Here is a 26,165-nt window from a genome sequence, read left to right as displayed (position 1 = left end):
GCCGATGAAGGCGACGCACCGCCGCCAACGCGTCTGGCCGACCTGGCGGCCTACCGCGCCGACCTGATGGCGACGGCCAGCGGCCTGACACCTTCGCGGCGCTGGGCCGGCGTATTCGAACGTCTCGGTCCGGTTATCGCGCAATTCGATCTCCCGGTGAGTTTGCTCGCGGACCTGCTCAGCGCCTTCGAGCAGGACGTGGTCAAGCAGCGCTATGCCAGCCAGGCCGAGTTGCTGGATTACTGCCGACGTTCGGCCAACCCGGTCGGTCGCCTGCTGCTGCACCTGTACGGCGTCAGTGACGCGCAGGCACTGGAGCAAAGCGACTGCATCTGCAGCGCACTGCAGCTCATCAACTTCTGGCAGGACCTGAGCGTGGACATTCCGCGCGGACGCATCTACCTGCCGGCCGATGCCTGGGGCCCGCATGGCGTCGATGAAGCGCAGCTGCTAAGCCTGAAAAGCAAGCCGGGCACTATTAATTTAATAGCTGAAAGTGCCGGATTCGCAAGGACCTACATGCTAAAAGGCTCAAAATTGGTGAAAAGGCTGCCGGGCCGGGGTGGCTGGGAGCTGCGGCTGATGGTGCAAGGAGGCCTGCGAATTCTCGACAAAATCGAGGCGCTGAATTTCGACACCCTGCGACAGCGGCCAAAGCTAGGGACCTGGGATGTGGCGGTGATGAGCTGGCGCGCATTGTGGATGTAAATGTGGCCCCCCACGCTGGCCACTTCGTGTGCTGCGCTGCCCCCCCGAGGGGGCCGCTGCGCCTGCGACCCGGGAAGCCGGTTCCGCGGCCCTGTCTGGCACGTGCCTTTGCTCCCACGCTTTTAACTTCGCACCCCGCACTGCAGCAAATCCGCCATTTCAGCATGCAACAATCCCCGCATGACGCCCGAGCACTATGTCCAGCAAAAAGCCGCTGCCTCCGGCAGCAGTTTTTACTACGCCTTCCTGTTCCTGCCCAAAGAGCGGCGTGCCGCCATCACTGCGTTTTACGCCTTCTGCCGTGAAATTGACGATGTGGTCGATGAAGTCACCGACCCCGGCGTGGCGCACACCAAGCTGGCCTGGTGGCAGGGCGAGGTCGCCAAATCGTTTGCCGGCAGCCCTAGCCATCCGGTCATGAAAGCACTGATGCCGCTGACGGCCACTTATGGCATCGAAGCGCGGCATCTGCAGGCGGTCATCGAAGGCTGCCAGATGGACCTGGCGCAAAACCGCTACCTCGATTTTCCGGCCTTGCAGCGCTACTGCCATCTGGTCGCAGGCATCGTCGGCGAAGTGGCGGCGCGCATCTTTGGCCAGACCGACGACGCCACGACGGCTTACGCGCACAAGCTGGGGCTGGCGTTCCAGCTCACCAACATCATTCGCGACGTGGGTGAGGACGCGATACGCGGCCGCATCTACCTGCCGCTCAATGAGCTGCAGCGGTTCGACGTCAAGGCCCACGAAGTTCTCAAGCGACAGTATTCGGAGCGCTTCAGCGCGCTGATGGCTTTTCAGACCGAACGCGCGCTGGCGCTTTACGACGAAGCGCTTGCGCTGCTGCCCGCCACTGACCGCCGCGCGCAGAAACCCGGCCTGATGATGGCCAGCATTTACCGCACGCTGCTGCGCGAAATCGCCGCCGACAACTACCAAGTGCTGCACCAACGCGTCAGCCTGACGCCGCTGCGCAAGTTCTGGCTGGCCTGGAAAACGCAGGCGTTCGGCAAGGTGGTATGACCCCCACGCCTGTCGCTTCGCGTACGGCGCTGCCACCCCGGGATGCCGCTGGGCTTGCGGCCGGGCGGAGCCGTTTCTGCGGCCCCTGCCGGTTCGGTGCGGCTACGCCCGGGTCCAGGCCTCTGGACCCATGAAAGTCGCGATCATCGGCGCGGGCTGGGCCGGGTGCGCCGCCGCCGTCGAGGCGACGCGCCTGGGCCACCAGGTCACGCTGTTTGACGCCTCCCGTACGGCTGGAGGGCGCGCCCGGCGCGTCATGGCGACCGTGGCTGGCGAGCAGCTGGCACTCGACAATGGCCAGCACATCCTGATTGGTGCGTACTCCGAAACCCTGCGGCTGATGAGGGATGTCGGCGTTGACGAGCAAGCGGCCCTGCTGCGCCTGCCGCTGACACTGCAGTTTCCCGATGGCAGCGGCCTTGAATTGCCACGCTGGCCGGCGCCGCTCGATGCTTTTGCCGGCATTCTCGGGGCGCGCGGCTGGTCGTGGGCCGCCAGGCTGTCGCTGCTTAAAGTGGCGATCGGCTGGCAATCGGCGGGTTTCAAGTGCCGGCCGGAGCAATCCGTCCTCGATTTGTGTCAAGGCCTTTCCGCGCGCGCGATGACAGCGCTGATTGAGCCGCTGTGCGTGTCGGCGCTGAACACGCCGCCCGAGCGCGCCAGCGGCCAGGTGTTTTTGCGCGTGATGCACGACTCGCTGTTTGCGCTCAGCGGCGGCTCCAACCTGCTGCTGCCGCGCGTCGACCTGAGCGCGCTACTGCCTGACGCCGCGCTGGCCTGGCTCGCGGCACACGGCGGCGCGGCCCGACTGGGTGTCCGGGTGCAAACTATCATGCCCACTGCCCCCGGCTGGACGCTTGACGGCCAGGTGTTTGACCGCATCGTCCTGGCCTGTCCGCCCAGCGAAGCGGCGCGACTCGTTGAAGGCAGCGGCGTAGCCGCCGAGGCATGGCTGAAGCTGGCGCGCGGCCTGCAGTATGAGGCCTTGAGCACGGTGTATCTGCATGCGCCGGGCGCCGGTCTGCATCGACCCATGCTGGCTTTGGTGTCGAGCGCGGAAGAGCCGGCACAATTTGCTTTCGACCGCGCCCGGCTCGGCGGACCGCAGGGCTTGCTAGCTTTTGTCATCAGTGCCAGCATCAGCGACAGTGCCACGCTGACGCGGCAGGCGCAGGCGCAGGCAGCGCGCCAACTGGGGCTGACCGCTTTGCAGCCGGTGCTGACGATCGTGGAAAAACGCGCCACCTTTGCCTGTACGCCGGGCTTGCAGCGGCCCGGCGCCCGCATTGCCCGTGGCTTGCTGGCGTGCGGTGACTACATCGCCGGACCTTATCCGGCCACGCTGGAAGGCGCCGTGCGCTCAGGACTCGCGGCAGTTCGCTGCCTCGACTGAGGTGCCGGATTTTTTATTGCTATTATATGAATAGCAATTAATGACCGTAGAACCTGGACATCAGGCGTTTTTTGCCATCAGGCTAACCGCCCGAAACGCGGGCCGAGCCAGACATGAACCCAGCCACGCTTGCGTGCGGGGGGTCTGCGCGATCAATTCAACCGCACTCTCGACCCACGCCATCACGGATGCGACGCAAACATCCGCAACGGTAAAACGCTCACCCGCCAAATAAGGGCGCGTCTGCAAATGCTGCTCAAGCACACGAAGCGGCCCCGCTAGACGGCGCTGGGCCTCTTCGGCCAGCTGGGGCTTGCGACGGTCTGGCGGCATCAAACGCTGGTGCATCAGGAATGCCAGCGCATTTTTTTCGCACTCGGTGACGACCCAAAAACTCCAGCGAAAAATCTCGGCCTGCTCGGCATGCGTCCGGGCCGCCAACGACGATGCGTCAGCCTGCCTGAAACGTTCGGCCAGATAAAGCGCGCAAGCCATGGATTCCCAGACCAGCACGCCGTCATCGTCAACGACCGGAATATGGCCGTTCGGATTGATCGCCAAAAACGCCGGCGTCCGCGTGGCACCGCCCAGGTAAGACAGCGGAATATGTTCGTAGACCAGTCCCATCTCCTGGGCCACCCAGAGGGGACGTGCGGTTCGCGATGCCGCAGTGCCATAAATTTTGAGCGTCATGCGAAGCTCTGAGAAAGGAGAGACGGCCCGCGCTCAGGCGGGGAACAGCGCGCACAGCTCGGTCAGCGTCGTCACCGTCTCATGTGGCTCGACGGCGTGCGTCCACGGGTGGTCAGCGCGATTGACCCACACCGCCTGCATGCCGCAATTGAGCGCGGCCAGCACATCAAGCGCGGCATCGTCACCCACATGGAGTACCTCGCCCGGCTGCACCTCGGCAGCACCGGCAGCCGCGTGGAAAATGCGCGGGTCGGGCTTGCCCACGCCAAACTGCTGGGCACTGATGCAGGCCTTGAAATACGAGCCAATGCCGATGCTGTGAATATCGGCGTTTCCGTTTGACAGCGCCACCAGCGGAAACCGGCTTGATAAAAACGCCAGCGCATGAAGCGTGTCGTCAAACAGCGTGACCCGGTTGCGCTCGGCAAAAAACACATCAAAGGCCCGTTCAGCCAGTAACGGATCCTCGCTGGACCGGTACAGGGCGAGCCGGATGGCTTCGCGGCGAATGGCACTCAGGTTGTGCTTCAACTCTGGCCGTGAACGCGTCACATGCTGACGAATGTCATGGCGCGCCGTCGGGTTTGAGAAAAGTGCTGCGGTCATCGGCGCGTTGCAGCCGAGCCAGTCATCGAGCGCCTTTTCTGCCCGCTCTATCGCGGGCCAGATCGGCCACAGTGTGTCGTCAAGATCCAGGGTAATGGCTTTGATGGTTGTGAGCTCAAGCATAGGTAGGCGAGAATAACCCATGTCTTTTGCTCCTGAACCCATCTTTACCCATGGCAAGCCGCCCGCAGCGTCTTCCACGACAGCCATCCTGCTCTGCAACCTGGGTACGCCGGACGAGCCCACGGCCCCGGCATTACGCCGCTACCTCGCCGAATTTTTGAGCGACGCACGGGTGGTCGAAATTCCCAGGCTACTCTGGTGGCTGATTTTGCACGGCATCATCCTGCGCTTCCGGCCGAAAAAGTCGGCCGCCAAATATGCCAGCGTCTGGATGAGCGAGGGCTCGCCACTCAAGGTCTGGACGCAAAAACAGGCCCTCATGCTGCGCGGCTATCTGGGTGCGCGTGGCCACACGGTGGAAGTGCGCTACGCCATGCGCTACGGCAATCCGTCAATCGCCTCGCAGCTGGACCAGCTCAAGCTTGACGGCGTGACCCGCGTCCTCATCCTGCCCGCCTATCCGCAATACAGCGGCACCACCACGGCCAGCGTGTTTGACGCGGTATACAGCTGGGCGGCCAAAGTACGCCGGATTCCGGAATTTCGCTTCATCAACAATTACCACGACGATCCGGGCTACATCGCCGCACTGGCCAACAGGATTCGTGCAAACTGGCTGCAAAACGGCCAAGCCCAGCAGTTGGTGATGAGCTTTCACGGGGTGCCGGAGCGAACGCTCAAGCTGGGCGACCCCTATCACTGCGAATGCCACAAAACCGCGCGTCTACTGGCCGAACAGCTGGGACTTTCCAGGGACCGTTACAAGGTTACTTTTCAGTCACGCTTTGGCAAGGCCAAATGGCTGGAGCCGTATACCGAACCCACGCTCATCAAACTGGCGCAAGCGGGCGTGAAAAGCGTCGATGTGGTGTGCCCCGGCTTTAGCGGGGACTGCCTAGAAACACTGGAAGAAATTGCGATGGAAGCGCGCCACGCCTTTCTGGAGGCAGGCGGCAAGGAATTCAACTACATCGAATGCCTGAATGACAGCCCGCAGTGGCTGGCCGCGCTGAGCGAGCTGAGCATTCAGCACATGGGAGGCTGGCCCACACAGCCCCGGCCGGCCGAGGCCACGCTCGCGGCCTCACGCGCGGCCGCGCTGGCGATGGGGGCCACGCAGTAGGCTAACGCCAATTTACTGGCGCTCTGTTTTTTTTAGCTACTTTCGCCCTTGCCCTGTGGGTGAGAGCTGAATTACAGCGAAATAGCGCAGGAGTTGCGGGCGGCATCACCGCGGTATCCGGGCCCGGCCGATCAGGCAAGGTTCAGCTCGCCCCGGTCAGGCGCGCTGCGAGTCAGGCTGCGATGCAAGCGATGCGTTGCATACCCATTCGGGTTAGGAATTTCGCGCCCCGCCACAGGTCTGACGGCGGGGGCGCGAATTACATGAGGTGCAGGCTTTGCGCGACAAATTTTTCTGCTTGCGCCGCGACGCCTATTTAAGGAGCTTGCCGGTACTGCCGATCACGGTCACCTCGACATACCGGGAACCGATCCGGTTGCTCGGCGAGTAGTTGACAGTAATGCCGCCGGTGTCATAACTGCCCATGGACTCCAGTGCCTTCACCACCTTGGCCCGCGTGGGGTTGGGACCGGCGCGCCGCAAAGCCTCGACCAGCACTTTAGCGCCGACAAATTCCTCAAAGCTGGTGTAGTTGACCAGTTCTTTGGGTGCGTATTTTTTCAGCAATTCCTGATATTCGCGCACTACCGGCATATTCGCCATGTAGGGATATGGCACGACCTGGCTGATACCCAGCCCGTGGGCGTTCTTCAGACCCGCCAACTTGACCAGCTCGGTCGGGTCAACAACCGAGATGTTGTAGAGCTGCGCACCTCCGCCACCCTCGCGGTAGCGCTTGACGAAAGCCGCCGTGGATTTGTTGACGGAAATCATGATGATGGCCTGCGCGTCGGATGCCTTGATCTTTGCAACGGCCTCTTCGACCTTGTCGGTATTGCGTTCGTAAGCCGCTGCAGCGGTCAGCTTCAACTTGCGTTTGGCCAATGCGTTCTCGACGCCCAACAAACCGGCCTTGCCAAAACCGTCGTCCTGGTACATCACGGCGACACGGTTCATGCCCAGCGTGGTTACCTGCTGCACCATGTGTTCGGTTTCGTCGGCATAACCGGCGCGCACATGGAAAATCCAGGGATTGAAAGGGTTGCGCAAGGACTCGCCGCCGGTGTAAGGCGCTACCAGCGCAGCACCGCCCACATCGAGCACGCCATCGGTCAACAGTTGCGTCACGTTGGCCGTGCCGGCAAAACCGAACAGCGCCACCACTTCGGGTTTGGCCAGCATTTCCCGCGTCAGACGAACCGTTTCCGCAACCTTGTAGCCGTCGTCCACCACCTCGTGGCGAATCATCGCGCCATTCACGCCGCCCTGGGCGTTGATCGAATCGAAATAGATCTTTCCGCCGACCACCATCTGGTGCCCGGTGCTGGCCAGCACGCCAGACAACGGAGCGACCTGGCCTATCACTAGCTCTGCCGCCGTGGAAGCCTCGCTCAGACATCCCAGGCCAAGCAGGGCCAGCGCGGCCACCGTCCGCCGGCCCCAAGTTTTAAATACTTTCATGATGTGTCTCCTGACAGCTCAAAACAATTCCTGATGGCAAGCGGCACGCGGCCGTCTCGCTGAGTTGGCGGGATGGACCGCATGACAAACGACTGGCGCACCCGCCCTGCGGCCGGTGCGCCAGAACCGAAATCGCCTACCTAGTTAGGAACGGCGAGCGAGCTACCCGAAAAGCCGATCTGGTTGCCCGCGGCTGGCGCTGCACTGATGGCCGGCAGATTGGCAGCCGTGATGGCCGGAGCCGCACCGGGAACACCGCCGCGCGGCGTGGCACGCACAACCTGGCTTGGTGGCAGGGCGGTCCCGTTCTTCAGGTTGGCATACATCGCATCCATGGCCTGGTTGAAGTAGGGATGCAGGGGCACGAAACGCGTGTCAAAACCGCTGAGCGGCAGGAAGGCGTCGAAATGCTGACCATTCGTCACTTCAATGTAGCTGAGCTTGCTGGCCGAACCGTCCACCGTGCGGTTAAATGCCGTGTAAGCGCGACCATTGTTGTTCACTGGAATAAGCGCATCACTGCGACCCGCAACAATGATCACGGGCTTGCTGCGCAGGTTCCCGCTCACAAACACTTCGGCTATGCCGGCGCGCACCGCTGCGCTCTGGGCCGCCGTAGGCTTGCTGGTGCTGGTCAGCGCCGCGCCAGTTACAGGGTCCGTACCGGCGACCAGGGCGCGCTGGCACAGCGCGTTGTCCAGACCAAAATCCGCCACGCCGGTTGAAGGCGAGGTAGCGAGTTGCCAGGAACGTGCGCCGCCCACCGAGTCGTTGTAGACGACGTTTGCGGGAACGCCGTTGGCCGTTCCGTTGCCGGTGGCAAAACTTTGTGCCTTGGCCGTCGCACTGGCGGCCACTGGTGCGCCAGTCGCGTCAACCGCCGCAAAGCTGGTGTTGCAGACATTGTCGAGCACCGAGAAACGTCCATACATCACCGGGTACATGGCCGACAGGACGGGGCCGTTGCCGAGCGCGTAATGCGCGTTGTGCATCTGGTCATTGTCGGGCGTCCAGCCGTAGGCGCGCAATTTATTCAGCGCATCCAGCGCCTGCGTGGCCGTGTCTGCGCCGTTGACCAGGCCCTTGGAAGCCAGGCTGGTACAACGTGCCGTGGCGCGTGCCGTCATGCCAGCTGTCTGGATAAGATTGAAGTTCGATGCCTCCGTCATTGCGGCGCCCACTGCGAGAGCGGCACACGGCTGGTACACATTGCCGTAGGTCGTGAAATCGCCCAGCGTCTTGCCATAGCCGGCAACCGCTGCACCACCAAACAGAATGCCATAACCTGCGGTGGTTGGCATTTCGGTCACAGGTTCGGACGCGACGACTCCGCGGATCAGGCCGCTGCTGTCCAGCTCGGCTGCGCGCAGCACTGCCGCGCCGCCGTTGGAGGCTGAACCGGCAATGATGATGGTGTTGCTTGCATCGAAGCGCACGGGGTTGAAAGCCGTGCCATAACGGTCGTTCAGCACGTACAGCGTGTAGCGGGCAGCGGCGAGCGTGTCATTGCCCCAGTCTTTTTCCGGATTCAACTGGGAATGCACCTGTTTGAGGGCCAGGCGGTTCGGGAACAACGCGTTGTAAGCCGTGCGGGCAGCGTCCGTAATATTGGCGGCAAAGAAGCTCAGCACGCCCGCGTCGCCACGCGTAGCGCGCGTGCCATCGATGCGGTTGACGCTATCGTCCGTCAGGTCGTAGAGGCCGACACCTTTGCCGGCGTCGGTCAGCGCCACCGCGCAGCCGTGCTTCAGACCCCATTCGCCGGCCGTACCGATAGCGCCATAAACACCGCGTGACCCGGATGAAGGGCCCAGGACGACACACGGAGCCGCCGTGTCAAAACTGTCTGGAACCTGAACCGCAATCGCGACTTTCTTGCGGCCACTGCCGTCGTCCAGTGCCGCCAGGTACTCACGCCCGGGAATCAGGCCTTCACTAGCCGTCACACTTCCGGCAACGGTGACGTTGGGTCCGTACAGGGAACCGTAGCCACCGTTGGCGCTCGGATCAAGGATGGCGCGGTAATTGGCCCACAAGGAATTGCGACGCAGTTCAAACGCCGTGGGCGCGGCCGGGTTGGCATAGGCCGGTGCTGCTGCGCTGCCGAAGCCGGTGCGGCCGATGCCGCCAGTCAGCAGATCTTGCGAGGCTGCGGTGTCGCCAGTTCCCACGGTGGTAGCCGTGTAGGCCATGACACTGAGTTGAGAGATACCTGCGGGGAGATTGTTTGCCGCTGGGCTGCTTCCGTCGCCCCCGCCGCAGCCTGCGAGTGCGAGCGCACTGGCAACCGTTGCAAGCGCAACGCCGGTCTTCTTATCAGACTTCTTACGCAAATTCATACTTGTCTCTTTCGGATTATTGTTGAACAAGAAAGGCGTGGTCACGGCTGCGCACTTCCTATGCGTAACCTTCCCACCACGCAGGTAGGGAAGCAGTAAACCGCTACAGCCAGCTTCAACATGCGTTGGTCCTTGAATGGCCACTCATGCGCCCTCAGTGCAGTTACGTGCGCAACGGGTAATTCACTGGTCTGTCAGTTTTTTGAAATTGCTGCTGGACCATATCGTCAAACCAGAGCGTTTCGCAGGGGGTCCATACCAATAGCTCAACAGCACAATTTCTGATAGCTGCTGACGCTTTGTTTTTCAGCAGCAAGAAAACGCGAGCGGGGACTGGCACACGTCGCGATGGCAGTCGCTTGCGGCCGAGATAAAGCTGCGGCGAAAAATCCCGGGGCGCCGGGAATGTCATTCCATGCGGCCTCGGCCAAGGCGACAACAAATTCAAGCAGGCTTGCTCCCGGATGACACGGTCCAGGCATGAAGGCGGCCTTGCCGATTTACACCAGCTAAAGCCATCGCCAATGCCAATGCCAGCGCGGATCGCCAGCACCGTCGCAAGCGTTCAGGCACACCGGCGCTTGCGTCAACGCGTGGACCCTACGATCATGAGCAGGCAGCCGCTGGTTAAAAGCATTGCCGGCTGAATGCGGCATGACAACGGCAGATTTTGCGGTTTGAGCCTACAGCAGCGCTGCGGCCAAAGCCAACGTAGCCACTCAGGCCACCCTGAACGATGCGTCGATGTTGCGCATCTGTTCCACCGCTGTTCCTCGTGATTTAAAAAGACCAGTTCAGGAAGCGAATCTCCGGCCGGACCAGTGCCTGGCCAGACGCGGAAGCAATAGCACCGCCACCACAACCACGATCAAAATCAGTGAGACCGGACGCTGCACGAACACCAACGCACTGCCCTCGCCGATCGACATGGCATTACGCAGCTGCGCTTCGGCCAGCGGGCCCAGGATCATGCCTACAACGACGGGTGCGGTCGGAAAATCAAAGCGGCGCATGACGACACCGAGCACGCCAATGCCGTAAAGCAGAAACAGGTCAAAAGCGCTTTGCCGCATGCCGTAAACACCGACCGTGGCAAACATCAGGATGCCGGCATAAAGATAAGGCTTGGGAATTTTCAGCAGCTTGACCCACAGGCCCACCATCGGCAGGTTGAGCACCAGCAGCATCACGTTGCCGATGTAGAGCGAGGCAATCAGCGCCCACACCAGGCTGGACGAGCTGCTGAATAGCTGAGGGCCGGGCTGGATGCCATAGTTCTGAAAAGCGCCCAGCAAAATCGCGGTGGTGTTGGAGGTCGGAATGCCCAGCGTCAGCAAGGGAATCATCGCGGCAGTCACCGTGGCGTTATTTGACGCCTCGGGACCGGCCACGCCTTCAATTGCCCCTACCGTACCAAATTCGTCGAGGATATCTTTCTTGGCCAGCTTTTTCTCGGTGGCGTAACTCAGGAAAGTCGGGATTTCCGTGCCGCCGGCAGGAATGCAGCCAAACGGAACGCCAATCGCCGTGCCACGCAGCCACGCCGGCCATGAGCGGCGCCAGTCCCGCGCGGTCATGTGAACCTTGCTCATCCTGTTCTGCTCGTCAACCACGCGGCCCTCATAGAGCACCGCATATAACGCTTCGGCCACGGCAAACAAGCCAACGGCCACCAGCACGATTTCAATGCCATCCAGCAATTCAGGCACGCCACCGGTGTAACGCGCCTGGCCCGAAATCTGGTCCAGTCCCACCAGGCCCGCAGCCAGGCCGACGAATAGCGCCGTCATGCCGCGTACCGTGCTTTTGCCCAGCACCGCGCTCACGGTGGTGAAGGCCAGCAGCATCAGCATGAAGTACTCGGGCGGGCCAAGCTTGATGGCCAGATCGGCGACGATGGGCGCAAACAGCGTCACCAGCACCGTGGCAATCGTGCCCGCCACAAACGAGCCGACGGCGGCCGTGGCAAGCGCAGCGCCCGCCCGCCCGCTCTTGGCCATCTTGTTGCCCTCCATCGCCGTCACCATGCTCGCGGTTTCCCCCGGTGTGTTGAGCAAAATGGACGTTGTCGAGCCGCCGTACATGGCCCCGTAATAAATACCGGCGAAGAAAATCATCGATGCGGTCGCCTCGACCTTGACCGTGATGGGCAGTAGCATCGCCACCGCCACGGCCGGGCCTATGCCCGGCAACACACCAATCGCCGTGCCCAGCGCGCAGCCGACAAAACACCACAACAGGTTGACGGGCGTGGCTGCCGTGGCAAAGCCCTGCATCAGCTGATTGAAGATTTCCATTTAAAGCCACCCGCTTGAAGTGATGCCCGGCAGGTTGATGGCCAGGAATTTTGTGAACATCCAGTAGACCGGCGCCGAGATGGCCAGGCCGATCGAAATATCTTTCAGCCAGCCTGCGGGGCCACGGCCGGCCTTGCCTTCCGCGCCACGCAGGCCTTGCACCGACAGCACAAAACACAAGGTGCAACTCAAGATAAAGCCGATCGTGGTGATCAGTGCGGCATTGGCGAGCAGACCTGCAGACACCCAGACAAAGCCGGGCCAGTAAGCCTGCGCTGCGCCAGTGGGCTCCTCCATGGAACGGAAACCACCGCTGCGCGCTTCCCAGACAATAAAACCGCCGCATACCAGCAGCGACAGGGCAACCAGCCAGGGTAAAAAATTGGGACCAACGCCGCCGTAGCCGGCGTTCGATGAAATGCTGAGAGCGCCCGCGGCCAGGCCCAGGCCGGTCAATACGACGCCCGCGCCGATCAGCGTCTGCACCAGCGAATCAGACGGTTGTGTCATGGTTTGTAACCCTTGTTGGTGGGTGAGCCGGCTGAGAAAGAGCCGGTGGCAAAAGTCAGCCGCCCTGTCCTGATGAAAACAGTGCGGCTTGAAAAAACTCAGAAACCCCCGGCTTTTCCGCCGCGCGCGGCGGTCAGGGATAGTGGCGTCAAATCATGCCGGACTTGACCATGGTGGCGCGCAGCGCGGCAAAGTCGTCATCGACAAATTTATCGAACGCCGGACCGGTCAGCAAGGCAGCCGTCCAGTTATTTTTCTCGGACGCTTCCACCCACGTTTTGGATTTGACCGCCTTGAGAATCATCTCGGTGAGCGCCTTGCGCTGCTCGGCCGAAATGCCGGGCGCGCCATAGACGCCGCGCCAGTTGCCAATCACGACGTTGATGCCCTGCTCCTTGAGCGTGGGAATGTTCACGCCCTGCAGGCGGCTGTCCGATGTCACCGCGATAGCTTTCATTTTTCCGGTGGTGATGTATTCGGAGAACTCGCTGTAACCGCTGCCACCCACGGTGACGTTCGCGCCCAGAATCGCCGCAGTAGCCTCCCCACCGCCACGGAAAGCGACGTAGTTGATTTTGGCCGGGTCAACGCCGACTTCGCGGGCAATCATCGCCGCGGCAATATGCTCGGTGGAGCCGCGCGAACCGCCACCCCATTTCACGCTGCCAGGGTCCTTCTTGAGCTGGTCAATCACTTCCTTCATGGACTTGAAGGGCGAATTGGCGGGCAGCACAAACACGTTGTATTCGCTGGACAGGCGCGCAATCGGCGTGGCTTGACTCAGACTGACCGGCGGCTTGCCGGTAATCAGCCCGCCCAGCATCACGGCGCCCATCACCATCATGGCGTTGCCGTCGCCCTTGCTGCCATTGACAAACTTCGCCAGGCCCAAGGCGCCGGCCGCGCCACCCTTGTTGTCATAACTCACGGTGGACGCCGCGCCCGAATCCATCAGGGCCTTGCCCAGGGCACGGCCGGTGGTGTCCCAGCCCCCGCCCGGATTGGCCGGGATCATCATCTTGACGTTGGTTCCGGCAGCCAGGGCCGTCAGGGGAAAAGCACCCGTGGCGGCCAGAGCCGCCAGGGATTTCAAAAAAGTATCGCGGCGCATGAGTGTCTCCCGATGGAAATAGTAATGCCATGAATCATGCCCTCCGATGCTGTCAAACGGCTGTCCGCAAGGCTAGGTGAAAGTGCTAATGTCCTGCCCATGACTGCCATGCTCAAACTGCTGTTGATCGAAGACGATGCCTCGATGCAGGCCGCCCTGCAACGCGCGCTGAGGCGGCGCGGCATGGACGTCGTGCCCTGCATCGACGGCAGGCTGGCTATTGAGCAATGGACGGCGAGCCAGCCGGATGTGGTGGTGCTGGACCTCAGCCTGCCCGGCCTCGACGGCCTGCAGGTGCTGGAGCAGGCGCGCCACCAGGGTTTGACCACGCCGGTGCTGATCCTGACCGCGCGCGGCACCGTGGGCGACCGCATCATGGGGCTGAACCTGGGGGCCGACGACTACCTGCCCAAACCGTTCGACCTTGACGAACTCGAGGCCAGGCTACGCGCCCTGGGGCGGCGCTCAACAGGCACCGAATCAGCCTCTGCTCCAGCGTTTACCGGCCAGCTTCGCTATGAAAAAGAGAGTGGCGCGATTTATCACCTGGGCCAGGTGATGGAACTCACGCCGCGCGAACTGGCCCTGCTGCAGGCGCTGATCGTCAAGCCCGGCCACGCGGTGTCAAAAGAACGATTGTTCGAACTGGTTTTTCCCGGGGAAGCCGACGTGCAATACGAAGCCGTGGAAGTGGTGGTGTACCGCCTGCGTAAAAAACTGGTCGCGACCGGCGTCAAGCTGGTCACGCTGCGCGGTCTGGGTTATCTTCTGAAGGTCAATCCATGAACTTCAATAGGGAACAGGCCGGCGCGGCGCGCGAAGCAGGCAGCGCGGGGACAGCGAGCGAAGCGCAGGGCCGCCCCAAGCAAAGTTCAGCCCCTGCAGAGGACAGCGCAGTACGCGAAGCGACAAGCGTGGCGGCCATCTCGCTCAGGCGCTACCTGCTGCTGGGCATCCTGCTGCCCGTGGGCCTGCTCGTCATCATCAACACCATCAGCCTCTACCAGCAAGCGCTTGGTGCCGTCAACACCGCCTACGACCGTACCTTGCTGGCCTCGGCCAAATCGATCGGTGAGGAGCTCGACGTGAGCGGCTACGACGAACAGGCAACATTGAGTGTCACCGTGCCCTATGCCGCACTGGAAGCGTTCGAGGCTGACAACCAGAGCCGCCTTTTTTACCGGGTGTCCAGCCTCAGGGGTGAAACGGTTTCGGGTTTTGCGCAACTGCCTTTCTGGCACGGCCGCATCCCCGCCAAGCCGCCTTACTCGGCACTGGTGGATTTTTACGACGACGTCTTTCAGGATGACGATGTGCGCGTGGCGGTGCTGCTGCAGCCTGTGGCCAGCGCGCAGGGCCGCGGCATGGCCGTTATCCAGGTGGCGGAAACGCTGGAACTGCGCAAAACCCTTGCCCGCAAAATTCTGTTCGACACGCTGTGGCGCCAGGCCCTGTTGCTGGCCGTGATCGCCTTGGTGGTGATCATGGTGGTGCAGCGCGCCACACGCCCTGTGCGACGGCTCAGCGCCGAACTGCAGGCCAGGCCCGAAGGCGACCTCACGGCCATTACCGCACCCGACGCGCCGAGCGAGCTACAGCCGCTGGTTGACGCCACCAATGAAGTGATGGGCCGGCTCAATCACCTGCTGGAAAACCAGAAGCGCTTTGTGCGCGATGCCGCGCATCAACTGCGCACGCCGCTGGCGGTGTTAAAGGTGCAGGTGCAGTCGGCCCTGCACGGTGACATGGACGCGCGCGAAGCCCTCGGCGATATCAACCAGACGGTGGACCGCGCCACCCTGCTGGCCAACCAGATGCTGGCGCTGGCCAAAGTGGAGCAGCTGCGCCAGCAACCCGAGCTCAGGGCCATTGATCTCGCTTCAGTGGTGCGCCAAGTGGCGCTGGAGCTGTCTCCGCTGATTGGCGAAAAGGACATCGACTTCGAAATTGAAACCGTGCCGGCCCGGGTGCTGGCGCATGAATGGATGCTGGGCGAACTGGCGCGCAACCTTTTGCACAACGCGCTCAAACACACCCCCGCCGGTGGCATCTTGGCGGTCCACATCGTCTGCGATGCCAGCCATGTGGCCCTGACCATCAGTGATGGCGGCCCCGGTATTTCAGCCGAACTGGCCGCGCGCCTGTACCAGCCATTCTCAGCCGGCAATGTCAGGCAGGGTTCAGGCCTGGGGCTGGCCATTTGTCTGGAAATTGCCAGAACGCTGGCTGGCAGCATTTCACTGGAAAATCGGGTGCTGCATGGCCATGTGACAGGCCTTGATGCGACAGTGCTATTGCCGCTGGTTCAAAATAGCGGCTGATGGATAAATTACGAATCGACAAATGGTTGTGGGCTGCCCGTTTCTACAAGACGCGTTCCCTCGCGGTTGAAGAAATCAGCAAGGGGCGCGTGCGCGTCAATGACGTGGAAGCCAAACCTTCGCGCGAGGTCAAGGCCGGCGACACGGTGGCTCTGCGGCAGGGACCGGTCATACGCACGCTGGTGGTGCGCGGCATCAGCAGCCAGCGCGGTTCGGCCCCGGTGGCTCAGCAGCTTTACGAGGAAACAGAAGAAAGCCTGGCACTCAGGGCACAGGCCGCCGACCTGCACCGGCTGGCCAGCGACCCGGCCAGCAGCGTGGAGCATGGGCGGCCCACCAAGCGTGACCGCCGCAGCCTAGACAAGGCACAGGGAAAAAACTGGAATAACCGCTGGAGTGCCTCAAGCGATGCCTGATTTGCTATTATTTATATAGCTAACAAACACCATACTTGCTGGACACAAGGCCGAGTTGATCCTATTTCTTGAATCTGACACCCCCGTCTCGCAAAAAAACCAGCGTTGCCGCCGGGCCGGACCTACAGTGCCGGCTTGTCGCTCAACGCTTTGAGGTTGGCCTTGAGCGGCTCGCTCATGGGCAGGTTCAGGTTGACACCTTTGGGAGGAATTGGTGACATGAACCACTTGGTGTACATCTTGCTGAACTCGCCGGACTTCATCAGGCGCGCCAGGGTGCCGTCGACCAGCTTCTTGAACTCCGGATCGTCTTTGCGCAGCATGCAGGCATAGGGCTCGACCTGCAGCGAGTCGCCCACAACTTCCAGTGCAGCCGGATTTTTGGAGTTGGCCATCAGGCCGAACAGCAAAATGTCGTCCATCGCAAACGCCATGGCCCGGTCGTTTTCCACCAGCAACAGCGAATCATCATGGTCCTTGCCCAGGATCAGCTGCATGTCGAGGTTTTTGTCGGTGTTGTATTTGCGAATGACCTGGGCGTTGGTGGTGCCGGTGGTGCTGGCAACGGTTTTTTTGGCAAGGTCTTCGTAGTTTTTGATGCCGGAACTCTTCTTGGTCAGCAAGCGCGTGCCGGTGTAAAAGTGGTTGACAGCGAAGGTCACATCTTTTGCGCGGGCGGTGTTGTTGGTGGTCGAGCCGCATTCGAGATCGTAAGTGCCGTTGACCAGCAACGGAATGCGGTTTTGCGAGGTCACCGACATGTAGGCCACTTCGAGACCCGGCTTTTTGAGCTTCTTGCGCACATCGTCAATGATGGCTTCGGTCAGTTCGACCGAAAACCCCACGGCCTTGGTGGAGCCGATCAGGTAGCTGAATGGCACCGAGGCCTCGCGGTAAGACACGGTGATCTTGTTGCTGTCTGCTACTTTTTTCAACGTCTGGGCGCTGGCTGTACTGGCCAGGGCAAGGCCCATGGTGATCAGGGCGGCAGTCTTGATGGTCAGGAATTTCATGCAGGTTCTTTCAGAAAAGTAAGGGGCTCAGTGTGAATAAATAGTGTTTGGGCACCGCAATCGCCGCTCGTGGTCTTGATTTTCGCCATAAACCTCCGGCACAGGCTCATGGTTTACCCAACTGGATGGGCGAACCGCCCATCTGGCACGAGTGACAAGGTGCCATGCAATTTTTCTGCCCGCTTTTCATTGACCCTTTCAAGTGGCGCCTTGCCGCACCTTGCGGCGCAGGGTCGCAGGCTCTGGCTTATAGTGCTTTGTCATTCACTTTCACTCTAGGCGCAAGTCTCCATCCTCATGAAAACAAAAGCCGCCGTTGCCTGGAAAGCAGGCCAGCCCCTGACCATCGAAACCGTTGACCTGGAAGGTCCGAAATTCGGCGAAGTGCTGGTGGAAATCAAGGCCTCCGGAATCTGCCACACCGACTACTACACGCTTTCGGGCGCCGACCCGGAAGGCATTTTCCCGGCCATCCTGGGCCATGAGGGCGCTGGCATCGTGGTCGATGTCGGTCCCGGGGTCACTACGCTCAAAAAGGGCGATCACGTCATTCCGCTCTACACGCCCGAATGCCGCCATTGCAAGTTCTGCCTGTCGCGCAAGACCAATTTGTGCCAGCTGATTCGCGGGACCCAGGGCAAGGGCCTGATGCCCGACGCCACCAGCCGATTTAGCCTGGACGGCCAGCCGATCTTTCACTACATGGGTACCTCGACCTTCAGCAACTACACCGTGGTACCCGAGATTTCACTGGCAAAAATCCGCGAAGACGCACCGTTCGACAAGGTTTGTTACATCGGTTGCGGCGTGACCACCGGCATCGGCGCGGTGATCTTCACCGCCAAGGTTGAAGTCGGCGCCAACGTGGTGGTGTTCGGGCTGGGCGGCATCGGCCTGAACGTGATCCAGGGCGCCAAAATGGTGGGCGCCGACAAGATCATCGGCGTCGACCTGAACCCGGAGCGCGAAGCGATGGCTCGCAAGTTTGGCATGACGCACTTCATTAACCCTAAAAATGTCGAGAACGTGGTCGATGCTGTCCAGCAGCTGACCGATGGTGGGGCCGATTACAGCTTTGAGTGCATCGGCAACACCCAGGTGATGCGCCAGGCGCTGGAATGTACGCACAAGGGCTGGGGCCGCAGCATCATCATTGGCGTGGCCGAAGCCGGCGCTGAAATCTCCACCCGCCCGTTTCAACTGGTCACGGGCCGCAAGTGGGAGGGCTCGGCCTTTGGCGGCGCACGCGGCCGCACCGACGTGCCGAAAATTGTCGACTGGTATATGGAGGGCAAGATCAACATCGACGACCTGATCACCCATACCATGCCGCTCGAAGACATCAACAAGGGTTTTGATTTGATGAAGAGCGGCGAGTCGATTCGCGGCGTGGTCTTGTATTGAATGGCCCGCACGGTCGCTCACTGCGTGTAGCTCCCTGCCCCCCGAGGGGGCCGCTGCGCCTGCGGTCTGGCAAAGCCAGTCCCGCGGCCCCTGCTGGAGAAGATATGGCCCCACGGTCCTCACTGCGTGTAGTTCCCGGCCCCCCGAGGGGGCCGCTGCGCCTGCGGTCTGGCAAAGCCAGTCCCGCGGCCCCTGCTAGAAAAGATATTGCACCCACGGTCGCTCACTGCGTGTAACTCCCTGCCCCCCGAGGGGGCGGCTGCGCCCCGGCGAAGCCGGTTCTGCTGCCCCCGGCTGAACTGAAAAGCGCCATGAAAACACCACCCGAACTTCTCAACGAACACGCTTGCTTTGGCGGCATACAGCGCTTTTACCAGCACGACTCTCGCGAAATTGGCCTGCCCATGCGCTTTTCGGTGTTCTTGCCGCCGCAGGCAGCACAGGGCCCGGTGCCGGCCCTGGTTTACCTGGCTGGGCTGACCTGCAACGAGGAAACCTTCATGATGAAGGCCGGCGCGCAGCGCCTGGCAGCCGAACTGGGCCTGGCGCTGATTGCGCCCGACACCAGCCCGCGCGGCGCGAATCTGCACGGTGAGTCTGACAGCTGGGACTTTGGTTTGGCGGCCGGTTTTTATCTGGATGCGACCGAGGCACCCTGGTCCACCCACTACCGCATGGAAAGCTACATCACGGCTGAATTGCTGCCCCTCGTGACGGCTGCCCTGCCCATGGATTCGAGCCGCATCGGCATTTTCGGCCATTCGATGGGCGGCCATGGCGCACTTACGCTGGCGCTGCGCCACCCGGGTCTTTTCAGGTCCGTGTCAGCCTTTGCTCCCATTTGCAGCCCCAGCCAGTGCGACTGGGGCCGCAAGGCGTTTGGCGGCTACCTCGGCGCGGACGAGTCTGGCTGGCGGGCCCACGATGCGACGGTTTTGATGGGCGACATGGCCCGTGCGCCCTACCCTGGCGGCATCCTGATCGACCAGGGCCTTGCCGACAAATTTCTGGCCGGCCAGTTGCATCCGGCCCTGTTTGAGGCGGCCTGTGCGTCAGCGCGGCAGCCGCTGCTGCTACGCCGCCATGCAGGCTATGACCACGGCTATTACTTCATCGCCACTTTCATGGCTGATCATCTGGCGCACCACTGGCGCGAACTCGGGGCTTAAGGCGGCTTTCGAAGGGCTTCATGGCCCTGAGCTTAAGCAGGTCTTAATCCCTGGCAAATACAATCCGGGGTTATGCCCTTGAACCCCACCGCCTCTTCCCCCGCGTCCGTTTCAAAGCGCCGAACCCCGAAGACTGACACGGGACGCGCCGGCATGCGGCCGATCTGGGTCGTGGTGCTCGCCAGCTTCTGGATCGCCACCATCTGCAATGTGGCATTGTGGCGCGCACTGGCCCGCCTGCCCGACCTGAGCAGCGGCCAGGTCATCACCATCAGCGTGGCGCTGGCACTGGTGATCGGGCTTGCCACGGCGGGCTTGTTCAGCGTACTGGCCTGGCGCTGGACGCTCAAGCCCATCATCATGCTTTTCTGCGTGTCAGCGGCTTTCGGCGCCTACTTCATGCTGGCCTATGGCATCGTCATCGACAAGTCCATGATGATCAACACGCTGCAAACCGACGTGCGTGAAACCCGCGATCTGCTGAACTGGCGCCTGCTTGTCACCGTGCTCGTGCTGGCGGTATTGCCCTGCGTTTTGCTGTGGCGCCAGCACATCCGGCTGCAAAGCGCGACGCGGCAGGTGCTGTCCAACGTCGCAGCTTTGGTGGCAACTTCTGTCCTGCTGGTGCTGGTGGTGATGCTTTTCTTTCAAAGCATTGCTTCGGTGATGCGAAACTATCCCCATGTGCGCTACCTGATCAATCCGCTCAATTCCTTTTACGCATTGGGCTCGGTGGCCTCCAAACCCTTCCAGCGCGACGAATCCGTCGTTCTACCACTGGGCCAGGATGCCAGGCTCGGCGCCAACTACGCCGCCCAGACCAAACCGCCGCTGCTGTTACTGGTGCTGGGCGAAACCGGGCGCAGCGGCAACTTCGCCATCAATGGTTACAGCCGCCCCACCACGCCTGAACTGGCGCGGGAAAACATCGCCAGCCAGCGCAACGCCTGGTCTTGCGGCACCAGCACCGCAGCCTCCGTGCCCTGCATGTTTTCCAACTTCGGCCGTCAGGCTTACGACTCGCGCCCGGCCAATTACGAAGGCCTGCTTGACGTGTTGCAACACTCGGGGCTTGCCGTGCTGTGGCTGGACAACCAGTCGGGCTGCAAAGGCGTGTGCGACCGCGTTCCCAATGTGGATACCAGCCAGTTGAAGGTGCCGGGCCTGTGCGATGGTGGCGAATGTTTCGATGAAGTGATGCTGCAAGGCCTGGACCAGCGTATTGCAGCCTTGAGCGCCGAGCGCCGTGCCAAAGGCGTGGTGGTGGTGATGCACCAGATGGGCAGCCACGGCCCTGCGTACTACAAACGCTCACCGCCCACATTCAAGAAATTTTTACCCGAATGCACCGACAACGCCTTGCAAAGCTGCGCTCAGGAAGGGCTAATCAATGCCTACGACAACAGCATTGTGTATACCGACCACATTCTGGGCTCTGCCATCCAGTGGCTCAAGGGGCGCGAATCGGACAATGCGCCGGCCATGCTGTACCTGTCCGACCATGGCGAATCGCTGGGAGAAAACAATCTGTACCTGCACGGCATGCCCTACAGCATTGCGCCCGATGTGCAGAAGCACGTTCCCTGGATCACCTGGCTGTCACCTGAATTCGAGCAGCGCAGCAAGATCACCACCCGCTGCCTCAAGGAGCAGCTCGATGCACCGGTCAGCCACGACAACTACTTTCACTCCGTACTGGGCTTGATGAATGTGCAGACCCGTGTGTACAAACCAGAACTGGACCTGTACGCCCGCTGCGCGAGGCCGGCGGGTGCGTGAGGCGCCCACCCGATAGTCTGCGGGGGTCTTTGGCCATGCCACTTCCCTTTTTTTCAACGCCATTATTATTCTTGCCTGGTCTCAACTTCCCAACTTTTAGACAAGGAATAAATATGAGTACGCGCAAAGCACTCGCTTCAATGCTTCTTTTTTCAGTTGCGCTGGGCGTCAGCGCGGCTGATTTGCTGGACACGGTGAAGCAGCGCGGCTCGCTCAAAATAGCGCTGGAGGGCACTTATCCGCCGTTCAACTACAAGGAAAACGGCCAGCTCGCCGGCTTCGAAGTGGAGCTGGCAACCGCCCTGGCGCAAAAGATGGGCGTCAAGGCCGAATTCAGTACCAGCGAGTGGAGTGCCATCCTGGCGGGCCTGCAGGTCGGCAAATACGATGTGGTTATCAACCAGGTTGGCATCACCGATAAGCGCAGGGAGACCTTTGATTTCTCCGAACCCTACACGGTCTCCAGCCCGCAACTCATTATTCGCAAAGACGAAAAGCGCGATTTTAAAACCCTGGCTGACCTGAAAGGCAAAAAGCTGGGTTTGGGCCAGGGGACCAATTTTGCCGAAGTCGCCAGAGCCGTCGGCGGCATCGACATCAAAACCTATCCGGGTTCGCCCGAATACCTGCAGGATCTGGCGCTGGGCCGCATCGACGCGGCGCTGAACGACAGCTTGCTAATTCCCTACATCGTCAAGAAGACAAAGTTGCCGCTGAAACCTGGTGCCTTCGTGGGCGAGCTTGAAAAATCCGGTATCCCTTTTGTCAAAGGCAACCCCAAGTTCAAGGCCGCCATCGACAAGGCGCTGGCCGATCTACAGGCCGACGGCAGCTTCGCCAAAATCTCCAACAAATGGTTTGACCGCGATGTGAGCAAGCCACCAGCCGCGAAGTAATAAGGAAGTAACATGCCTCCAGTCGAGCGCCCGTATCGGCAGGCGCCTGAAGCAACCCCGGTCTGTCGCCGGGGTTTTGATTTTTGGAGAGCTGTATGGATCTGTCCGCTTTAACTGGGCTGCTGCGAGACGCACTTCCGCTGATGCTCAAGGGCGCCGCATGGACGCTGTTGCTGGCGCTGGCTTCCGTCTTTTTTGGCACGATCATCGGCACGCTGGTGGCCATCACCCGGCTGGCCAAGGTGCGCGTGCTGTCGCAATTTGCGTCGATCTACGTGAGTTGCATGCGCGGCACGCCGCTGCTGGTGCAACTGTTCGTGATTTACTTCGGACTGCCCAGCATAGGCATCCAGTTTGACCCGATTTCGGCAGGCATTCTGGGCTTGAGCCTGAACGTCGGGGCCTACCTGTCTGAAACGATTCGAGGCGCCATCAATGGCGTCGAGCACGGGCAATGGGATGCCGCCCGCAGTCTGGGGCTCACGCAAACCGATACGCTGCGCTATGTGATTGGCCCGCAAGCCTTGCGTCTGGCGGTGCCCAGCCTCTCGAACAGCCTGATCAGCCTGATCAAGGACACCTCGCTGGTGTCGGTGATTGCCGTGAGCGAGCTGATGCTCGCGACCAAAGAAGTAATTGCCACCACTTTCCAGCCTTTTCCGTTGTATCTGGCGGCAGCGGCCATTTATTGGGCCATGAGCGCATCGTTTGAGACGCTGCAGAAAAAGCTGGAGAAGCGTTTGAACAGGAGTTATTTGCGGTCGTGACCGGGGGATGATGAGACGCAACGCAATCTGGCGCTCAAGGCTTTCGTCCTGGCGCGGGTCGCGCCGGGAATTAACCCACTCATCCTGCGGAGATAGTTTGGTCTTTTTTACCGGGTCATCCTGGGCCGCTCGATGGTGCTTGGGCCAATTCGGCGATAACCGAAGCGCGCAACAAGATCTTTTGAGGAAACACCCATGCTGCAGTACCTGACCCACCTCGTCGAGCGCACTGGACAGTGGGGCTATCTCTTGCTCTTTATTGGTGCGATGCTGGAATCAGCGGCTTTTATGGGCTTGGTGATTCCCGGCGAAAGCCTTGTCTTGCTGGCCGGATTTCTCGCTGCGCAAGGCCTGCTCGATCTGGACGTGCTGATTACTGTTGTTGCGGTTGGCGCAGCCGTTGGCGACAGCATTGGGTATGAAATGGGCCGACGGATGGGGCGCCCGGCGCTGGTGCATTACGGCAGCCGGTTCGGCCTTACCAGCGCGCGGATTGCCAGGGCCGACACCTTTTTTGCGCGGCATGGCAGCAAGGCGGTGTTTCTGGGCCGATTTGTCGGCTTTGCCCGCGCCCTGGTGCCCTTCCTGGCGGGCTCTTCCCGAATGCCCTATGGCAAGTTCCTCCCGTACAACGTGCTGGGTGCGGCGCTTTGGTCGCTTGCTGTCACGTTGCTGGGTTACTTTCTGGGCGCCAGCTGGCAAACCGCGGGTCGGTGGCTGGGGCGAGCCAGCGCCGTGCTGGGTGGCATCGTGATATTTGCGTTGCTGCTGGTCTGGCTGTGGCGCTGGGCGGTGCGGCATGAGTCATTCGTCAGGCAAAGCTGGCGTCGCTTTCTTCAGCGCCCGTACGTCCATACCTTGCGCGTTCGCTTTGCGCCTCAAATTGCATTTATCCAGGCCAGGCTATCGCCCGGCAATTATCTGGGGCTTGAACTCACGGTAGGCGCACTGGTATTGACGGGTGCCAGCTGGCTGTTCGGCGGTCTTGCCGAAGACGTCGTCCGCGGTGATCCGATCACCCTTGTTGATGTGCAGGTCGCCCAATGGTTCCATGACCACGCTACACCACTGTTGACCCGCGTCATGCTGACCATCACGCATTTCCATGACCCCCTCCCGGTCGCGGGTGCCGTCGTACTGGTCGCAGGCTTTTTGGCCTGGCGGCGGAACTGGTACTGGCTGATTTGCCTGAGCCTGACCGTGCCGTTCGGAATGCTGCTTAATATCCTGATGAAGTATTCGTTTCATCGTATCCGGCCCGGCTTTGAAAACCCGTTGCTGGTGGCTTCAAATTACAGCTTTCCCAGTGGCCATGTGGCCGGGGCGACGCTGGTTTACGGTGTTGTGGCTGCCATGCTGGTGGCGAGAATCGAGGCCTGGCGCTGGCGGGTGATGATCGCGCTGGCCGCTGTCGCGATGGTGCTGCTGGTGGCGCTTACCCGACTGTATCTTGGCGTTCATTACCTGAGTGATGTACTTGCCGCTTTTGCCGAAGGGCTTGCATGGTTGACGCTGTGTCTTACCGGCATGAACACTTTCTGGCACCACCGCGCAGGCACCGGAATTACCGCTAAAAATGATGTCAACCTCAAGCCCTGACAGCCAACTTGACGGGCCGATCCGGCGCTGTTCAGCAACAATCCCGCGCCATATTCCAACCAGCGTTTCGAATCTCAAACTCTTTTTTAACAGATCACGGACCGGCAAATGACGCCACTAAACCGGAGCAATAGCACTGCAGGTCGAATTCCCGCCGGCATTTGGGTGCTCGGTTTCGTCAGCATGTTGATGGATATTTCATCCGAAATGATCCACAGCCTGCTTCCCCTCTTCATGCTCACCACCTTGGGGATGAGTGTCTTTGCAATCGGTCTTATCGAGGGACTGGCTGAATCCACAGCGCTGATCGTCAAGGTGTTTTCCGGGACCCTGAGCGACTACCTGGGAAAACGCAAGGGGCTGGCAGTCTTCGGCTACACCTTGGGCGCTCTGAGCAAGCCTTTGTTTGCGATGGCTCCTTCAATGGGGCTGGTTTTGACGGCTCGTCTGCTGGATCGTCTTGGCAAGGGTATTCGAGGCGCGCCCCGTGACGCGCTGGTGGCTGACCTGGCCCCTGCGGATGTGCGCGGCGCCGCCTTCGGGCTGCGCCAGTCGCTTGATACGGTTGGCGCATTTGTCGGCCCGCTGCTGGCAGTGGGACTGATGCTGTTGTGGGCCAACGACTTCCGCGCGGTTTTCTGGGTTGCGGTCATTCCGGGTCTGATGGCGGTGACGCTGCTGGTGTTCGGCGTGCGCGAGCCCGAAAGGCACGAGGGCTTGAAGCGGTCAAATCCGATTCGCAGGGAAAACCTCAAGCGCCTTGGCGCGCCGTACTGGCGGGTCGTGGGCATCGGTGCCCTGTTCACGCTTGCAAGATTCAGCGAGGCCTTTCTGGTGCTGCGCGCGCAACAAGGTGGTATTGCGGTCGCCCTTGTTCCACTCGTGATGGTGGCGATGAATCTGATTTATGCCGCTTCGGCCTACCCATTCGGCAGGCTGTCCGACCGCATGAGTCACAAAAAACTATTGGCGCTCGGCCTGGTCTTGCTGATCGCAGCTGACCTGGTACTCGCAAGCAGCGAGCATTGGAGCGTGGTCCTCGCGGGCGTCGCACTTTGGGGCGTGCACATGGGCGTAACCCAGGGCTTGCTGGCAACCATGGTGGCCGATACCGCCCCGCCCGACTTGCGTGGAACGGCTTATGGCTTTTTTAACCTGTTAAGCGGAATTGCCATGCTGGTTGCCAGTGCCGTCGCCGGCTTGTTATGGGACGGGCTCGGAGCCTCATTTACGTTTTATGCCGGAGCCGCATTCAGCGCGATTGCCCTGCTTGGTCTGGCCTGGCCGCTTCGTCTTTAACCGCCAGCCTAGCCGGCCCCGGCCGGTATGTTGCTTTTTGGGCAAGGACTTATCCGCCTATGAAGTTCGCATCCAGTTCAATTCGAACCAAGCCTTAGAATTTGCAAAATCGGTA

At 61.1% G+C, this 26,165-nt stretch carries 22 protein-coding genes; 14 read left to right on the top strand and 8 right to left on the bottom strand.

The annotated features are described in order from the left end of the window. The 3 genes from hpnC to hpnE form a co-directional block, all read left to right on the top strand. Nucleotides 1-708, top strand: a 708-nt coding sequence (gene hpnC / locus HHJ19_RS05055; protein WP_296904653.1) for a squalene synthase HpnC, incomplete at its 5' end; no start/stop codon positions are given. Nucleotides 709-888: 180 nt separating this feature from the next. Further along, on the top strand, nt 889-1,731 hold the full coding sequence (hpnD, locus tag HHJ19_RS05050) for a presqualene diphosphate synthase HpnD (protein ID WP_296904651.1): 843 nt from the start codon (nt 889-891) through the stop codon (nt 1,729-1,731). Nucleotides 1,732-1,816: 85 nt separating this feature from the next. Further along, the gene (hpnE, locus tag HHJ19_RS05045; protein ID WP_296904658.1) at nt 1,817-3,124 is read left to right on the top strand and encodes a hydroxysqualene dehydroxylase HpnE; all 1,308 of its coding nucleotides are present in this window, start codon (nt 1,817-1,819) and stop codon (nt 3,122-3,124) included. A 60-nt stretch (nt 3,125-3,184) separates the two neighbouring features. Here hpnE and HHJ19_RS05040 read toward each other — a convergent pair whose 3' ends face one another. Both HHJ19_RS05040 and HHJ19_RS05035 read right to left on the bottom strand, forming a co-directional pair. Continuing rightward, nucleotides 3,185-3,817, bottom strand: a complete 633-nt coding sequence (locus tag HHJ19_RS05040; protein WP_296904649.1) for a glutathione S-transferase family protein — start codon at nt 3,815-3,817, stop codon at nt 3,185-3,187. Nucleotides 3,818-3,850: 33 nt separating this feature from the next. Further along, the gene (locus HHJ19_RS05035) at nt 3,851-4,546 is read right to left on the bottom strand and encodes an HAD-IA family hydrolase (RefSeq protein WP_296904656.1); all 696 of its coding nucleotides are present in this window, start codon (nt 4,544-4,546) and stop codon (nt 3,851-3,853) included. A gap of 19 nt (nt 4,547-4,565) precedes the next feature. Here HHJ19_RS05035 and hemH point away from each other — a divergent pair, with 19 nt between their 5' ends. Continuing rightward, nucleotides 4,566-5,669, top strand: a complete 1,104-nt coding sequence (hemH, locus tag HHJ19_RS05030; protein WP_296904647.1) for a ferrochelatase — start codon at nt 4,566-4,568, stop codon at nt 5,667-5,669. Between the two features lie 312 nt (nt 5,670-5,981). Here hemH and HHJ19_RS05025 read toward each other — a convergent pair whose 3' ends face one another. The 5 genes from HHJ19_RS05025 to HHJ19_RS05005 form a co-directional block, all read right to left on the bottom strand. Beyond that, on the bottom strand, nt 5,982-7,130 hold the full coding sequence (locus tag HHJ19_RS05025; protein WP_296904645.1) for an ABC transporter substrate-binding protein: 1,149 nt from the start codon (nt 7,128-7,130) through the stop codon (nt 5,982-5,984). A gap of 140 nt (nt 7,131-7,270) precedes the next feature. Then, on the bottom strand, nt 7,271-9,469 hold the full coding sequence (locus HHJ19_RS05020) for a 3-hydroxybutyrate oligomer hydrolase family protein (protein ID WP_296904643.1): 2,199 nt from the start codon (nt 9,467-9,469) through the stop codon (nt 7,271-7,273). 794 nt (nt 9,470-10,263) lie between these two features. Continuing rightward, nucleotides 10,264-11,766, bottom strand: coding sequence for a tripartite tricarboxylate transporter permease (locus HHJ19_RS05015; protein WP_296904641.1), 1,503 nt, complete (start codon nt 11,764-11,766; stop codon nt 10,264-10,266). Continuing rightward, nucleotides 11,767-12,276 (bottom strand): tripartite tricarboxylate transporter TctB family protein, encoded by a 510-nt coding sequence (locus tag HHJ19_RS05010; RefSeq protein WP_296904639.1) that lies wholly within the window; start codon nt 12,274-12,276, stop codon nt 11,767-11,769. It abuts the gene before it with no gap. A 148-nt stretch (nt 12,277-12,424) separates the two neighbouring features. Beyond that, on the bottom strand, nt 12,425-13,387 hold the full coding sequence (locus HHJ19_RS05005) for a tripartite tricarboxylate transporter substrate-binding protein (protein ID WP_296904637.1): 963 nt from the start codon (nt 13,385-13,387) through the stop codon (nt 12,425-12,427). A gap of 99 nt (nt 13,388-13,486) precedes the next feature. On the opposite strand from HHJ19_RS05005, the gene HHJ19_RS05000 reads away from it, so the two are divergent. From HHJ19_RS05000 to HHJ19_RS04990, 3 genes are read left to right on the top strand one after another with little or no spacing between them, the layout of a single operon-like run. After that, nucleotides 13,487-14,173 carry a response regulator transcription factor gene (locus HHJ19_RS05000; RefSeq protein WP_296904635.1) on the top strand — a complete coding sequence of 229 codons (687 nt, stop codon included), beginning with the start codon at nt 13,487-13,489 and terminating at the stop codon, nt 14,171-14,173. Continuing rightward, nucleotides 14,170-15,708 carry a sensor histidine kinase gene (locus tag HHJ19_RS04995; RefSeq protein WP_296904633.1) on the top strand — a complete coding sequence of 513 codons (1,539 nt, stop codon included), beginning with the start codon at nt 14,170-14,172 and terminating at the stop codon, nt 15,706-15,708. The genes HHJ19_RS05000 and HHJ19_RS04995 overlap by 4 nt, the downstream gene beginning before the upstream one ends. After that, on the top strand, nt 15,708-16,124 hold the full coding sequence (locus HHJ19_RS04990) for an RNA-binding S4 domain-containing protein (protein WP_296904631.1): 417 nt from the start codon (nt 15,708-15,710) through the stop codon (nt 16,122-16,124). The genes HHJ19_RS04995 and HHJ19_RS04990 overlap by 1 nt, the downstream gene beginning before the upstream one ends. Nucleotides 16,125-16,246: 122 nt before the next feature. Here the strand turns inward: HHJ19_RS04990 and HHJ19_RS04985 are convergent, their stop codons facing one another. Then, entirely contained in the window at nt 16,247-17,137 is an 891-nt protein-coding gene (locus tag HHJ19_RS04985; protein WP_296904629.1) for a transporter substrate-binding domain-containing protein, read from the bottom strand. A gap of 297 nt (nt 17,138-17,434) precedes the next feature. On the opposite strand from HHJ19_RS04985, the gene HHJ19_RS04980 reads away from it, so the two are divergent. The 7 genes from HHJ19_RS04980 (at nt 17,435) to HHJ19_RS04950 (ending at nt 26,050) form a co-directional block, all read left to right on the top strand. Next, nucleotides 17,435-18,541 carry an S-(hydroxymethyl)glutathione dehydrogenase/class III alcohol dehydrogenase gene (locus tag HHJ19_RS04980; protein WP_296904627.1) on the top strand — a complete coding sequence of 369 codons (1,107 nt, stop codon included), beginning with the start codon at nt 17,435-17,437 and terminating at the stop codon, nt 18,539-18,541. A 311-nt stretch (nt 18,542-18,852) separates the two neighbouring features. Beyond that, a complete protein-coding gene (fghA, locus tag HHJ19_RS04975) occupies nt 18,853-19,710 on the top strand; it encodes an S-formylglutathione hydrolase (protein WP_296904625.1) in 858 nt (285 codons plus the stop codon). Nucleotides 19,711-19,863: 153 nt separating this feature from the next. Next, the gene (locus tag HHJ19_RS04970; RefSeq protein WP_296904623.1) at nt 19,864-21,489 is read left to right on the top strand and encodes a phosphoethanolamine transferase; all 1,626 of its coding nucleotides are present in this window, start codon (nt 19,864-19,866) and stop codon (nt 21,487-21,489) included. 113 nt (nt 21,490-21,602) lie between these two features. After that, the gene (locus HHJ19_RS04965; protein ID WP_296904621.1) at nt 21,603-22,385 is read left to right on the top strand and encodes a transporter substrate-binding domain-containing protein; all 783 of its coding nucleotides are present in this window, start codon (nt 21,603-21,605) and stop codon (nt 22,383-22,385) included. Nucleotides 22,386-22,480: 95 nt separating this feature from the next. Further along, complete coding sequence (locus HHJ19_RS04960) at nt 22,481-23,152, top strand: amino acid ABC transporter permease (protein ID WP_296904619.1); 672 nt, start codon at nt 22,481-22,483, stop codon at nt 23,150-23,152. A 195-nt stretch (nt 23,153-23,347) separates the two neighbouring features. Then, complete coding sequence (locus tag HHJ19_RS04955) at nt 23,348-24,751, top strand: bifunctional DedA family/phosphatase PAP2 family protein (protein ID WP_296904617.1); 1,404 nt, start codon at nt 23,348-23,350, stop codon at nt 24,749-24,751. A 108-nt stretch (nt 24,752-24,859) separates the two neighbouring features. After that, nucleotides 24,860-26,050, top strand: coding sequence for an MFS transporter (locus HHJ19_RS04950; RefSeq protein ID WP_296904615.1), 1,191 nt, complete (start codon nt 24,860-24,862; stop codon nt 26,048-26,050). Nucleotides 26,051-26,165 lie beyond the last annotated feature (115 nt).

Source organism: Polaromonas sp. (genome assembly GCF_012927415.1).
Classification (GTDB): domain Bacteria; phylum Pseudomonadota; class Gammaproteobacteria; order Burkholderiales; family Burkholderiaceae_C; genus Polaromonas.
This window is presented reverse-complemented; position numbering and strand designations above follow the sequence as displayed.

Coding starts and splice junctions, on each gene's coding strand:
- hpnD (WP_296904651.1), top strand. CDS start 889: ATGACGCCCGAGCACTATGTCCAGCAAAAAGCCGCTGCCTCCGGCAGC.
- HHJ19_RS05040 (WP_296904649.1), bottom strand. CDS start 3,817: ATGACGCTCAAAATTTATGGCACTGCGGCATCGCGAACCGCACGTCCC.
- HHJ19_RS05035 (WP_296904656.1), bottom strand. CDS start 4,546: ATGCTTGAGCTCACAACCATCAAAGCCATTACCCTGGATCTTGACGAC.
- hemH (WP_296904647.1), top strand. CDS start 4,566: ATGTCTTTTGCTCCTGAACCCATCTTTACCCATGGCAAGCCGCCCGCA.
- HHJ19_RS05025 (WP_296904645.1), bottom strand. CDS start 7,130: ATGAAAGTATTTAAAACTTGGGGCCGGCGGACGGTGGCCGCGCTGGCC.
- HHJ19_RS05020 (WP_296904643.1), bottom strand. CDS start 9,469: ATGAATTTGCGTAAGAAGTCTGATAAGAAGACCGGCGTTGCGCTTGCA.
- HHJ19_RS05015 (WP_296904641.1), bottom strand. CDS start 11,766: ATGGAAATCTTCAATCAGCTGATGCAGGGCTTTGCCACGGCAGCCACG.
- HHJ19_RS05010 (WP_296904639.1), bottom strand. CDS start 12,276: ATGACACAACCGTCTGATTCGCTGGTGCAGACGCTGATCGGCGCGGGC.
- HHJ19_RS05005 (WP_296904637.1), bottom strand. CDS start 13,387: ATGCGCCGCGATACTTTTTTGAAATCCCTGGCGGCTCTGGCCGCCACG.
- HHJ19_RS05000 (WP_296904635.1), top strand. CDS start 13,487: ATGACTGCCATGCTCAAACTGCTGTTGATCGAAGACGATGCCTCGATG.
- HHJ19_RS04995 (WP_296904633.1), top strand. CDS start 14,170: ATGAACTTCAATAGGGAACAGGCCGGCGCGGCGCGCGAAGCAGGCAGC.
- HHJ19_RS04990 (WP_296904631.1), top strand. CDS start 15,708: ATGGATAAATTACGAATCGACAAATGGTTGTGGGCTGCCCGTTTCTAC.
- HHJ19_RS04985 (WP_296904629.1), bottom strand. CDS start 17,137: ATGAAATTCCTGACCATCAAGACTGCCGCCCTGATCACCATGGGCCTT.
- HHJ19_RS04980 (WP_296904627.1), top strand. CDS start 17,435: ATGAAAACAAAAGCCGCCGTTGCCTGGAAAGCAGGCCAGCCCCTGACC.
- fghA (WP_296904625.1), top strand. CDS start 18,853: ATGAAAACACCACCCGAACTTCTCAACGAACACGCTTGCTTTGGCGGC.
- HHJ19_RS04970 (WP_296904623.1), top strand. CDS start 19,864: ATGCGGCCGATCTGGGTCGTGGTGCTCGCCAGCTTCTGGATCGCCACC.
- HHJ19_RS04965 (WP_296904621.1), top strand. CDS start 21,603: ATGAGTACGCGCAAAGCACTCGCTTCAATGCTTCTTTTTTCAGTTGCG.
- HHJ19_RS04960 (WP_296904619.1), top strand. CDS start 22,481: ATGGATCTGTCCGCTTTAACTGGGCTGCTGCGAGACGCACTTCCGCTG.
- HHJ19_RS04955 (WP_296904617.1), top strand. CDS start 23,348: ATGCTGCAGTACCTGACCCACCTCGTCGAGCGCACTGGACAGTGGGGC.
- HHJ19_RS04950 (WP_296904615.1), top strand. CDS start 24,860: ATGACGCCACTAAACCGGAGCAATAGCACTGCAGGTCGAATTCCCGCC.